The sequence below is a fragment of the Parafrankia sp. FMc2 genome (genome assembly GCF_041008525.1).
Lineage (GTDB): Bacteria > Actinomycetota > Actinomycetes > Frankiales > Frankiaceae > Parafrankia.
This window is the reverse complement of the sequence record NZ_JBFLUG010000179.1, coordinates 1-11,694: the sequence shown is the minus strand read 5'-3', so window position 1 is coordinate 11,694 and position 11,694 is coordinate 1. Positions and strand designations below refer to the sequence as shown.

The window sequence follows — 11,694 nt, the reverse complement described above, 5'->3', positions numbered from 1 at the left end:
CCACCACCCCCACCTCCGCCGCCTCCGCCGGCCGTGGCGACCTTCACCGACCTCGCCACCGGTTTCTGCCTCGACAGCAACAGCGCCGGGAACGGCTACACGCTGGCCTGCAACGGCGGGCAGTACCAGCAGTGGCGGGTGTTCGGCTACGGCACAGTCGTCCTCACCGACCAGGCGACCGGCCTGTGCCTGGACAGCAACTCCGCGGGGAACGCCTACACCCTGGGCTGTAACGGCGGGTCGTACCAGCAGTGGCGGATGGTCGACGCCGGCTACGGCTCGGTCACCCTGACCGACGTCGCCACCGGCCTGTGCCTGGACAGCAACTCCGCCGGGAACCTGTACACCATGGCGTGCAACGGGGGCTCCTACCAGCGGTGGGTCCGTGGCTGACCTGCTGCGCGACCGGACCACGATCCTGATCGCGCTGAGCGCTCTCGTAGCGCTCGTCCTGGTGGCGGTGTTCGCCCGCTGGTTCTCCCGCACCCGCGGCTGGCGGCGCACCTTCGCCCGCCACCGCCGCCAGTTCCTCGGCGGCTTCCGCGACCTGGCCGCGCTGGCAGCCGCGCGGCACCGCTTCCGCCGGGACGTGCGCGACATCGCCGCGCTGCTGGCCGACCGGACGCTCGCGTCCGACACGGCAGCCGCGCTCACCGCCGTGGGAGCCGCACGCACCGCCGCGGGAGGCGAGGCCACCCCGACAACCGGTCCGGACGCGATCACCGTGCCCGGGATGCCAGCCATCGCGGCCGGGACTGCAGTCTGGCCGTTCCAGGCCACCGTGCGGACCGGCTCGGTGCGGGTTCACCTCGCGGGCCGAGGGCTGGACCCGGCCGCGCGGATCCGGACGTCGCCCCGGCCGGGTGCGCCCCGTCCCGCCACCGCCGAGCCGATCGGTGATCCGGCCCGCTGGCCGTGTCCCGTCGCCGTCGGCCTGCTGCCCGGCACGCGCGGAGCGCTGGTGCTTCTGGACCTGGCCGCGCTCCCCCCGATCGGGACCGTCGAAGGCCCGCCGGACGCGGCCCGCCGCCTCGTCGCCACGATCGCGGCCCAGGTCGCCGCCCGGCTCACCGTCGACACGGCCGCCATGCGTCCGGCTGCCGACGCAGGCGGTGCGGGCGGCCCTCGGCTCGTGGTCGTGGACGCGATCCTGCCGGGATTCGGGGGCCTGCCGCTGGGCCAGGCACTCGACCACCTCGACCACCTCGACCTGCCGGCGGCCGGGCCGGAGAGCCTCACGCTGCTGGTCTGCCCCGCTCCGGGGCCCCGCGGACTGGCACGTCTCGCCGAGGTCGTCGAACGGCGGCCCGACCTTCGGGTGCTGCTGGTGGGCCCGCACCCGGGACCGCGCTGGCGGCTGGTCCTCGATCCCCTCGGCCGCCTCTCGGCACCGGAACTGGGTCTGCACGCGGACGCCGGACCGCTGGAACGCGGAGTCGCCCGCGCCCTGCAGAGGCCCCGGCGCGCACGCCGGAACGGCGCCCGACCGGCGGTCGCAACCCCGGTGCCGGGACCGCCTGTACCGCAGCCGCCCGCACAGCCACCGCCCGCACAGCCGCCACCTGTACCGGCGCCACCTGTACAGCGACCGCCCGCGCAGCCACCGTCCGTGCGGCCGGCGCCGCAACCGATGGCGGATGTCAGTGCGCTGGCCGAACCCGGGCGCGCGCCGGTACGCCACGGCACCGGGCCGGCCGCCACGGCAGCGTCCGGGGACCGGCCGGCCATCGAGGCCGGCGCCGGATCGACGGGAACGGCGCCATGACCGGGAACGAGGTGCTGCTCACCGTCGAGCACGCTCACGACCTGACCGTCAGCCCGGCGGCGAACCTCACCGGCGGCGCCGCCACCGGCGCCGCGTCCACCGGCGCCGCGTCCACCGGTGACGTGGTGACGCGGCTGCGACCGGAGACCACGGTCGGTGCCCTCGCCGCCGCTCTGGCGCAGCCGCCCGGCGACTTCTTCCTCGGCCCGCGCCGGCTGGACCCGCGGACGACGGTCCGCGGCGGCGGGATCCTCGGCGGGCAGCGGATCGGGCTCGGCGCGCCGCCCCGGGGAATCGAACCGCTGGCCCCGGAGGCCTCGGCCGCCCGCTGGTTCGAGGTGCGGGTCGTCGGCGGCCCCGGCTCGGGGCGGGTGTGGCGGGTCGGGGTCGGCGCCCACGACATCGGCGCGGCGCAGGGCTGCGCCATCCGGCTGGTCGACCCGGACGTCCCGCCCCGCGCGGCAGTACTGCATGTCGGGCACACCGGGGACACCTGGCTGACCGGGATCGCCCCGACCGGGGTGCGCACGACCGTCCCGCAGCCGCCGACACTGCGGCTCACCGAGGACCACCACGCGGCGCTGCGCGTGGAGCGCCGGGAGATCCCCGACCCGCCCGAGCCCGCGGTCTGGCCGGAGCTCGGCCCCGGCGGGGCCGGCTGCACACCGTGGGACGTCGGGTCGGACCTGGTGATCGGCCCGCTGCTGCTGCGCCTGGCCGAGCGGTCCGCGGCCGACGCGGCTGTCACCCCGGCCGAGGACGTCGTCGGCCGCGACTTCAACCGGCCACCGCGGATCGTGCCGGGGCTGCTCACCTCACGCCAGCGGTTCCCGGCTCCACCGACCCCGCCGACGCGGCGGCCCATCCCGCTGCTCATCATGCTGGCGCCGCTGCTCCTGGGCCTGGCGTTCGTCTGGTTCTTCCACTCGTACTTCTTCCTGATCATCATGGCGTTCAGCCCGGTCCTCGCGTTCGCCAACTGGCAGCAGGAGCGGCGCAGCGGACGCAGCCGCTACCGGTCGGAGCGCGAGCGCTACCGGGAACGCCGCGCGCGGGCCGAGGCCGATCTGCGCGCCGAGGTCCGCGCCGAGCGGCTGGCACGGTGTACGGCCGCCCCCGACCCGGCCGCGCTCGGCCTGACCGCGACCGGGCCCGGGCACCGGCTCTGGGAGCGCCGCCGCACCGACCCGGATCACCTGCTGCTGCGGGTCGGCACGATCGACCAGCCGTCCCTGATCGAGGTGGAGGACCCCGCCATCGACGATCACGACCATCACCTGCGCTGGAACGTGCCCGAGGTGCCGCTCGCCCTCGACCTGCCCGCCCGCGGGGTCGTCGGGGTGGCCGGCGCGCGGGTCACCACCCACGCCCTCGCCTGCTGGCTGCTCGCCCAGTGCGCCGTCCTGCACAGCCCGCGTGACCTGCGGGTCGTCGTCCTGACCGACGCCGGGAGCCGGGAGAGCTGGGGGTGGGTGCGCTGGCTGCCGCATGCCCGCCCGGCCGAGGCCGCGCCCGGCGCCGGCCCGACGGTCCTGATCGGCAACGACCCGGAGACGGTCGCGCACCGGATCGCGGAGCTGCAGGCCCAGATCCGGGCCCGGCAGAAGGCACGCGGCTCGGCACTGGGCACCGTGATGTTCACCCAGCCGGACGTCGTCGTGTTCGTCGACGGTGCGCGCCGGCTGCGGGACGTCCCCGGCCTGATCCAGATCCTGACCGACGGCCCCGCCGTGCGGATCTTCGCCATCTGCCTGGACGCCGAGGTCCGGCTGCTGCCCGAGGAGTGCACGAGCGTGGTGCGCTGCGACCGCGACGGGTTGACGGTGCGCCAGAGCGACGTCCCCGAACTGCCCGGGGTGCGCGCCGACCTGGTGTCGCGGCACTGGTGCGACCAGGTCGCCCGGGCGCTCGCCCCGCTGCGCGACATCACCCCCGACTCGGCGGACGGGTTGCCCGACGGAGTCCGCCTGCTCGACCTTCTCGGCCTGCTCGGCCCCACCGAACCCGACCGGCCGAGGGCCTTCGGGCCGCCTGACCCGGCGGTCATCGCCCGGGCGTGGGAGGTGCGTCCGGCGTCCGTCCGGTTCCCGCTCGGGGTCGGCTTCGACGGGCCGGTCGTGCTGGACCTCGTCCGCGACGGGCCGCACGCGCTCGTCGCCGGTACCACCGGGGCGGGCAAGTCCGAGCTGCTGCAGACGCTCGTCGGTTCGCTGGCCGCGCACAACCGGCCGGACGAGATGGTGTTCGTGCTGGTCGACTACAAGGGCGGCAGTGCCTTCCGCGGCTGCGCCCGGCTGCCGCACACCCTGGGGATGGTCACCGACCTCGACCCGGCACTCGCCATCCGGGCGCTGGAGTCGCTCGCCGCGGAGCTGCGCCGACGCGAGGAGCTGCTCGCCGCGGCCGCGGCCAAGGACATCGTCCACTACCGGTCCCTGCGGTCCCGGGATCCGGGGCTTCCCGCGCTGCCCCGGCTGCTGCTGGTCATCGACGAGTTCGCGACCTTCGCCCGCGAGGTGCCGGACTTCATCCCGGGTCTGGTCAGCCTCGCCCAGCGTGGCCGTTCCCTCGGCATCCACCTGGTCCTCGCGACGCAGCGGCCGGCCGGGGTGGTGACCGGCGACATCCGCGCCAACACCAACCTGCGCATCGCGCTGCGGGTCACCGACCCGATGGAGAGCTCGGACGTCATCGACACCCCGGACGCGGCGTTCATCCCCTCGACCGCCGCCGGACGGGCGCTGGCCCGGCTTGCGCACCGGTCTGCCGTCCTGTTCCAGACCGCGTACTGCGGAGCGCCCTACCAGCAGTCCGCCGACGCCGATGTCGACGCGACCACCCGGCCGGTCGGCACCAGGGGCGCCGACACCGCCGACACCGCCGGCACCGCCGCTCTGGCGGATGCGACTGACGGAGCTGCCGTGCCCGCCGCCGCCCTGCCGTGGACGGCGCTCGGCCGGCCGTCGCCGCTGCCGACGGAGGCGACCGACGGCCCGCAGGAGGGCGATCCCCGCGAGGACGACCTCGCCCCCACCGACCTGGACGTCCTCGTGGACACCATCCGGGCCGCGGCCGAGCGGACCGACCACCAGCCCCAGCCGAGCCCGTGGCTGCCCGCCCTGGAGCGACGGATCCTGCTCGACGACCTCCTGCGGCAGGCCGGGCCGGCGGCGGTGCCGTACGCGGTCGAGGACATCCCGGCCCTTCAGCTGCAGCAACCGGTCGTCTGCGACCTCGCGACCTTCGGCCACCTGTACGTCATCGGGTCGCCGCGCTCCGGCCGCTCCCAGGTGCTGCGCACGCTCGCCGGGGCGCTGGCACGCGCCCACGGCTGCGCCGACGTCCACCTGTACGGCGTCGACGCCAGCGGCGGCGCGCTCGCCGTGCTCGCGGAGCTGCCGCACTGCGGCGCCGTCGTGGCAGCCTCCGACCTGGAACGACTCAGCCGGCTCTGCGACCGCCTCGCGGCCGAGCTGGCCCGCCGGCAGACACTGCTCGGCGAGTACTCCTGCGCCGGCCTGACGGAGCTGCGCGCCGCGATGCCGGACGGGACGGCCCCGGCGCACCTGGTGCTCCTCGTCGACGGCTGGGACTCCCTCGCCGCCACCCTGCCCGAGCACGACGGCGGCCAGCTCTACGACGTCCTGCTCACCCTGCTGCGCGAGGGCACCGGTGTCGGTCTGCACGTGGTCGCGACGTCCGACCGGGGTCTGCTGGCGGGGCGCGCCGGGGCGCTGAACGACAACCGCATCCTGCTGCGGATGGGCGAGCGCACCGACTACACCACGATCCGGGTGGCGCCACAGCGGATCCCCGCGGACATTCCGCCGGGGCGCGGGTGGCGGGCGGTGAACCAGGCCGAGCTGCAGGTCGCCCTGCTCGACCCGGACCCGGCGGGCCAGGCGCAGGCGGAGGCGTTGCGCCGGATCGCGGCGCGGGCCGGCGCGCGGGACCGGGAGACACCCGCCGCCCGCCGCCCGTTCCGCGTCGCCGCGCTGCCCGGGACACTGCCGTTCGCGGAGGCGTTCGAGCTGGTCCCGCCGGCCGAGCGCCGACCGCTGCGGGCACTGCTCGGCCTCGGCGGGGACGAGGCCGCGCCGCTGCTGCTCGACTTCGCCGGGCGCGCCCACACCTTCCTCATCGCCGGCCCGCCGGGATCGGGGCGGAGCAACGCGCTGGCGACACTGGCGGTGTCGCTGCTGGCCGGAGGCACCCGGCTGGTCGTCGTCACCCCGCGCGAGTCGCCGCTGCGGCGGCTCGCCGCACACCCCCAGGTCACCCTGGCCGGGATGGACTCCCTCACCGTCGAGGGGCCGGCGGTCGTCCTCGTCGACGACGTGGACCTGTTCGGCTACAACTCCGTGCTCGACCCGCCGCTGCGGGAGATCGTCGCGTCCGGGCGGGACCGCGGCATCGGCCTGGCCTACGCGGGCACCGGCGAGGTGCTCTCCCAGTCGATCAGCGGGTGGCTCGGGGAGGCACGGCGCTCCCGGCAGGGAGTGCTGCTGGCGCCGCAGACCTCGCTGGAGGGCGACCTGCTCGGCACCCGCATCCCCGCGAGCCTGCTGCGCGGCGGTGTCCGCCCCGGCCGCGGGCACATCACCGACGCCGCGGGGATGCTGCGGACCATCACGATCCCGCACACCGTCCTGCGCTGAGCAGCACCGACGCAGGTCCCGCCCCCGCCCGGCCGTGGGAGACGACCGGGCCGGGCGTACGCGGTCCTACTTACCCCCGCCCGCCGGCGGGGGCGCGGCGAGCTGGGAGTCCATGGTCCGCAGGTTGTTCGCGATCATGTTGAAGCTCTCGGCGAACTTGCCCAGGTTCTCGATCGCCGCGGTCAGCGACGCGTTGAACTCGGTGTACTGCGCGCTCATCACCGGGCTGGACTGCTGCAGCCAGAGCCCGCCGGTGCCGGTCAGCAGCTCGGTCACCTGGCCCTGCAACCGGGTCAGGGTGGTCTTGATCTCGCCGCCTTCGGTGGTCAACCGGCTGGCGACCGTGGTGACCTGGCTGTAGTCGACCTTGATGTCCGGCATGGGGCTCCGTCCTCAACGGGGAAGGCTGGTCAGGGGAAGGCTGGTCACTTGGAGGTGCTGATCGCCTGGTCCATCGCCTGCAGCTGGGAGATGATGTTGTTGAACTGCTGGGCGAAGCTGGTGATGTTGTTCACCGCGCCGGTCACCGAGGTGTTGAAGTCGGTGTACTGCTGGCTCAGCACCGGGCTGGACTTCTGCAGCCACAGCCCGCCCTCGCTGCCGAGCAGGGTCGACACCGCCGACTGCAGGGACGTCAGTTTCGGCACGGTCTCGGTGACAGCCGCGTTCAGCGCCGTCCCCACAGCGGTGACCTTCGCGTAGTCGATCGTGATGTTGGCCATCCGGGCTCCTCGGAAAGGGGGTGCGGTCAGGCGCCGCCCATGGTGATCGGCAGCTCGTCGTAGGGGTCCTTGTGGGACTTCAGGGTCCACTGGCCCGTCGCCGGCTTTCCCGTGTAGACGTCGGTCCCCTTCGGGCCGACCTCGGTCTTCGTCCCCGTCCCGTCCGGGTTGGCGACGACCGTGACGGTGGTCGTCTCACCCTTCGGGGTCGTCGTGACGCTGCTGTAGCCGCCGTGGGCGCCGGGCGTGACGCTCGTCGTCGTCACCCCCTCCTTGGTCCTGCTGGTGACCACGTAGCTGTTGTCGGGCTTCGTCGTGCGGGCGATCTCCTCGGCGGTGCCGTCGGAGTGGGTGATGGCGGTCGTGTAGTCGACGACCTCCGGCTTGCCGTCACCGTTCCGGTCGACGTAGGTATAGGTCGTCGTCTCCTTGTAGGTGAGCCCGTTCGCGGTCGTCACGGTGCTCGTCTCGGAGATCAGGCGGCCGTTGGCGTCGACCTTCGCGTCGGTCTTCGTACCGCCGCCCGGTCCGGCGAGGCTGGTGGGCGCGGCACCCGGCTTCGCGGGCGGAGGCCGGTCGGCGCCCCACAGCGGGATCGTGGCCGTCTGCAGCACGCCCCTGGAGTCGTGGTACTGGTACGTGACGACCTTGTCCTTGATCCGCTGGTACTGGTCCCACGCCTGCTGCTGCGCCTGCCACTGGCCGACCTGGGCCTGCAGGCGCCCGGTTTTCACCTTGCTGGCGAAGTCGGCGTCCACGTCGAAGAACGCCTTCGCGACGCTGTCGAGCAGCTCGGAGAGCTCCTTGAGCCGGTCCATCGAGTCCTTGAACGGCTTGTGGCAGGTCGAGTAGAAAGCACTCAGCGCCGCGAACAGCGTGCCGTCGCCGACCGCCGCGGAGTCGACCTCACCACGGCTGCCCGCGACGGAACGGCTGGAGGCGACGGCGATGTCGGTCTCGACCTGGCCGCGCAGGGTCCGGATGCTGCCTGCCAGGTCGTGCAGCAGCGCGTAGTCGAGAACGAGGTCGGCCATGCCGGCTCCTTGTCCGCCGTGGTCTGTCCGCCGTGGTCTGTCCGGCGTGGTTCTGTCCGCCGTGGGAACGGATCCACCGACTACTACGCGGCGCCTGCCACCGGCGGTTCGCGCACTGCGGACGAAACAGCCGGAGCACCTCTCCCGGCCTGCCACCTCAGAAACGAGCCGGCCGACCGCCGACCATTGACGTGTCAGCCGGCTGGCCGGTAACCATGAAGCCGTTCCACCGCGAGGAGACGTCGACGTATCCGTTCGATCGTCAGCCGCAGGACCATCAGGGGAGCCAACGTGACCGTGTCGCGCGTCGAGGTCGGTCTCGTCAGTACCGACGAGACCCTCGTGAACTTCTTCGCCACCGTCTTCGACCTCGAACGGCTCCCGGTGATCACCTCGAGTTCCGGAGTCGTCCATCCGCTCCAGGCCCCCGGGGTGACAATCAAGATCATGGTTCCGGTGCGACCGCCGGCGGTGACCGAGCCACCCGCCGTCTTCATCGGCGCGACCGGTATTCGGTACCTCACCATGCACGTCACCGACCTGGGAAGAATCACGGAGCGTGCCCTGGCGGGTGGCGGGCACCTGCTGACCGGCCCCATCGACCTTGGCTCCGGCGTACGCCTCGCGATCTTCCGTGACCCTGACGGCAACGCGCTCGAGGTCGTCGAGAGCACCCCCTGAGCCCGGGACAACGCCCCCGAACCCCAGCGGCTGGCCGCGATCAGGAGGAGGTCGGTGCGGACACCCGCTTCCCAGGAGTGAAAACAAGCGGGACGGACACCGGCGCCCGATTGAACGTCGACATGAAACCGATATCGGCACCCGGCCGCAGCTGGATGTCGTGCAGTCGCCGGACGATCTCCACAAGTGCGACCCGCAGGTTCATCCGCGCGAGGTTGGAGCCGGCGCAGCGGTGCGGCCCGGCGCCGAAGGCGACATGCGCGTTCCTGGCCCGCTCGAGGTCGAACACGTCGGGATTGTCGAACTCGGCCTCGTCGCGGTTGGCGGAGACCCAGTACATGAGGACCTTCTCGCCCTGCCGGATCAGCTGGCCGCCCACCTCGGTGTCGTTCCGAGCGGTGCGGGCGATGCACACGAAGGATCCGTCGAGCCGCAGGAACTCCTCGACGGCGTTCGGAATCAGCTCCGGTCGCTCCCGCAGCGCCGTCAGGATCTCGGGATGCTCGCAGAGCCGCAGCATCGCCATGCCCAGGACACCGGCGGTCGTCTCGAGACCGCCGAGGACCAGCAGCTGAATGGTTCCGACCACCTCCTCGGGAGTGATCGGGCGACCCTCGATCTGTGCGGCCATCACGGCGTCGACAACGTCTCCCCGCGGGCCCTGGCGGCGCCGTTCCTCGACGAACCGGCCGATCCAGCCGGCCAGTTTCAGCAGGCACTCCCTGGCCTCTGGGCGGTGCATCTGCGAGGCCATGATGGCGTACCCGTTGACCTCGTCGAGATCCTCGGCGGGGGCGTGCAGCGCCAGGTCGAAGAACGTCAGGCCGGGGAACGGCCGAGCGAACGCCTCCATGAACTCGCAGCTGCCGTCCTCGGTGAAACCGTCGATGAGACGGTTCACCACGGCGCGGGTCGGTTCCTCCCACTCCTTGACGACCGTGGGCCGGAAATAGGGGTTCGTCAGCTGCCGGAACTCACGCTGCAGCGGCGGGTCGACCGTCACGGGAAGGATCTTCATCGGCGGCCCCGGCGGCGACGGCACGGTGATGCCGCGTTCGGAGGTGAACGCCTTCCAGTCCTGCGCGACGCGGAGGACGTCCTCCTTCCGGGTGACCACCCAGAAGCCTCCGTGCTGGTCGCTGTGCGCCACCGGGCACCGGGAACGGGTCCGGGCGAGCGTCGGGTGTAACTCCCGCGCGAGGTCGGGTGACAGGTGGTCGAAGTGTTTCTCGACCCACTCGTCGTCGATCAGCACCGGACCCGCGGTCCCTGTCTCCATCACACCTCACGCTCCTACCGATGGCAGCCGTGCGGTTCGGGCGGGTTGCTGGCGCGAGCCAGTCACCGGCCGTCCCCGGGCGAACGCACGAGCGTTCCGGTCCAATGTAGTGAGTACTTGCTCGCCGAGCCACGCGTCGCCGACGCCACCGACATCAGGGGCACACCGACATCGCCGACATCGGCATCGGCATCGGCATCGGCGACATCGGCGTACCGCGTCTCCCGGACGGTGGCGCTCCGGCCCGTCAGCCGGCGGCGGCGTTGGTGCCGTCCGCGCGCAGCACGCCACGCCGGATCAGCTCGCCTATCACCTGTTCGGCCGCGGCGCGGGTGTCCTGCAGGCGGGCCCGCGAGGCCTTCCGCGGGTCTCCGGCGACGATGGCGTCGATGACCCGCCGCTGAGCCTCGATGATCTCCCCGGGGGGACGCCGGTCGCTCTGGCGCGCCGCCCATTCCAGGAAACCGCCAGCTCCCCGGAGGTCCGCAAGCAGGCGCGGGGTGGCCCCCGCACGGTGCTGGACCAGGACGATCTCGGCCGCGAGATCCAGCAGGCGCCCGCCGCCAGCGCCGTCCGCGCTGTCGGTGCCGCTGTCGTCCAGCGCCCGGAGCAGGTGCTGGAGCCGGGCGAGGATCTCGGGGTCACGGTCCTTCGCGACCCGCGCCGCCGCGACTCCGCCCAGCAGACCCAGGACGTGGAAGTCCGCGCGCAGCGTGCGGGCGTCGAAGTGCTGGACGAACGCCACCCGGTGCACGCGGGTCGCGATCAGGCCGTCCCGCTCGAGGAGCACGAGGGCCTCACGGACAGGGGTGGGGCTCACCCCGAGGGTCGCGCCGATCCGCTCGACGTCGACGCGGTCGCCGTAACGGAGGCTGCCGACGAAGATCTCCTTCTGCAGGTACTCGACGACCGCAGCGCTCGTCCTGGTCCGCCGCAACGCGGCTTCTGCCACCACATCGCCCATCGTGGTCGACATCGGTCCCGGTGGGCAATCAACAATCAAAAATTGGCGATTGCGGTCCAGAGGTAAGTGAGCATACGCTCAGGTTCTGACGCAGCACGACCGCGGCCGCACCGACCGAAGGGAATCTGAATGACCGTGTCAAGCCGCCGCGGTAGCGGGTCGCGGCGCGGTCGGTGTGAACGTGCGGCCGTCACGCAGCAGAGCCCACAGGACGTCGACGAGGCGGCGGGCGAGGGCGAGCAGGGCCTGGGTGTGGATCAGCCGCTCGTGGCGTTTGCGGTCGTAGAAGGTCCTCGACGGTCCTGGTGCGCGGATGCTGGACAGGGCCGCCATGGAGAACACCCGCCGCAGTCTGCGGTTGTAGCGCTTGGGGCGGCGCAGGTTCCCGCTGACGCGGCCGGAGTCGCGGGCGACGGGCACGAGCCCGGCGTAGGACGCCAGCCGTCCGGCGGTGGCGAACCCGCCCAGGGTGCCACCGGTGGCCACGACGAACTCGGCGCCGAGGATCGGCCCGAGCCCGGGCAGCGATTCGATGATCTCCGCCTGGGGATGGGTCCGGAACCGGCTGGTGATCAGCTTGTCGGTGTCCTT

The 11,694-nt window shown here is 73.0% G+C and carries 10 protein-coding genes; 4 read left to right on the top strand and 6 right to left on the bottom strand.

Going from position 1 to position 11,694, the window contains the following annotated elements:
- The 3 genes from AB1460_RS32515 to AB1460_RS32505 form a co-directional block, all read left to right on the top strand.
- Positions 1-393, top strand: a 393-nt coding sequence (locus tag AB1460_RS32515; RefSeq protein WP_368965983.1) for an RICIN domain-containing protein, incomplete at its 5' end; no start/stop codon positions are given.
- Complete coding sequence (locus tag AB1460_RS32510; protein ID WP_368965982.1) at positions 386-1,765, top strand: hypothetical protein; 1,380 nt, start codon at positions 386-388, stop codon at positions 1,763-1,765. The genes AB1460_RS32515 and AB1460_RS32510, both read left to right, overlap by 8 nt.
- Positions 1,762-6,423: an FtsK/SpoIIIE domain-containing protein gene (locus AB1460_RS32505; protein WP_368965980.1), complete on the top strand. Its 4,662-nt coding sequence runs from the start codon at positions 1,762-1,764 to the stop codon at positions 6,421-6,423. The genes AB1460_RS32510 and AB1460_RS32505 overlap by 4 nt, the downstream gene beginning before the upstream one ends.
- Positions 6,424-6,489: 66 nt before the next feature.
- On the opposite strand, the gene AB1460_RS32500 is transcribed toward AB1460_RS32505, so the two are convergent.
- Genes AB1460_RS32500 through AB1460_RS32490 form a run of 3 tightly spaced genes read right to left on the bottom strand, consistent with a single transcriptional unit; the run spans position 6,490 to position 8,179 of the window.
- A complete protein-coding gene (locus AB1460_RS32500) occupies positions 6,490-6,804 on the bottom strand; it encodes a WXG100 family type VII secretion target (RefSeq protein ID WP_368965978.1) in 315 nt (104 codons plus the stop codon).
- Positions 6,805-6,848: 44 nt separating this feature from the next.
- On the bottom strand, positions 6,849-7,145 hold the full coding sequence (locus tag AB1460_RS32495) for a hypothetical protein (protein WP_368965977.1): 297 nt from the start codon (positions 7,143-7,145) through the stop codon (positions 6,849-6,851).
- Positions 7,146-7,171: 26 nt separating this feature from the next.
- On the bottom strand, positions 7,172-8,179 hold the full coding sequence (locus tag AB1460_RS32490; protein ID WP_368965976.1) for a hypothetical protein: 1,008 nt from the start codon (positions 8,177-8,179) through the stop codon (positions 7,172-7,174).
- 291 nt (positions 8,180-8,470) lie between these two features.
- Between AB1460_RS32490 and AB1460_RS32485 the strand changes: the two genes are divergently transcribed.
- A complete protein-coding gene (locus tag AB1460_RS32485) occupies positions 8,471-8,860 on the top strand; it encodes a VOC family protein (protein ID WP_368965974.1) in 390 nt (129 codons plus the stop codon).
- 40 nt (positions 8,861-8,900) lie between these two features.
- Here AB1460_RS32485 and AB1460_RS32480 read toward each other — a convergent pair whose 3' ends face one another.
- The 3 genes from AB1460_RS32480 to AB1460_RS32470 all read right to left on the bottom strand — a co-directional run.
- Positions 8,901-10,139, bottom strand: a complete 1,239-nt coding sequence (locus tag AB1460_RS32480; protein WP_368965972.1) for a cytochrome P450 — start codon at positions 10,137-10,139, stop codon at positions 8,901-8,903.
- A 247-nt stretch (positions 10,140-10,386) separates the two neighbouring features.
- Positions 10,387-11,094: a GntR family transcriptional regulator gene (locus tag AB1460_RS32475; protein WP_368965971.1), complete on the bottom strand. Its 708-nt coding sequence runs from the start codon at positions 11,092-11,094 to the stop codon at positions 10,387-10,389.
- Between the two features lie 147 nt (positions 11,095-11,241).
- The coding region (locus AB1460_RS32470) for a transposase (RefSeq protein ID WP_368965970.1) at positions 11,242-11,694 on the bottom strand (453 nt) is incomplete at its 5' end.

Excerpts from the sequence above, each read along its gene's own strand:
- AB1460_RS32505 (WP_368965980.1), top strand. The coding sequence starts at position 1,762 with ATGACCGGGAACGAGGTGCTGCTCACCGTCGAGCACGCTCACGACCTG.
- AB1460_RS32480 (WP_368965972.1), bottom strand. The coding sequence starts at position 10,139 with ATGGAGACAGGGACCGCGGGTCCGGTGCTGATCGACGACGAGTGGGTC.
- AB1460_RS32500 (WP_368965978.1), bottom strand. The coding sequence starts at position 6,804 with ATGCCGGACATCAAGGTCGACTACAGCCAGGTCACCACGGTCGCCAGC.
- AB1460_RS32495 (WP_368965977.1), bottom strand. The coding sequence starts at position 7,145 with ATGGCCAACATCACGATCGACTACGCGAAGGTCACCGCTGTGGGGACG.
- AB1460_RS32490 (WP_368965976.1), bottom strand. The coding sequence starts at position 8,179 with ATGGCCGACCTCGTTCTCGACTACGCGCTGCTGCACGACCTGGCAGGC.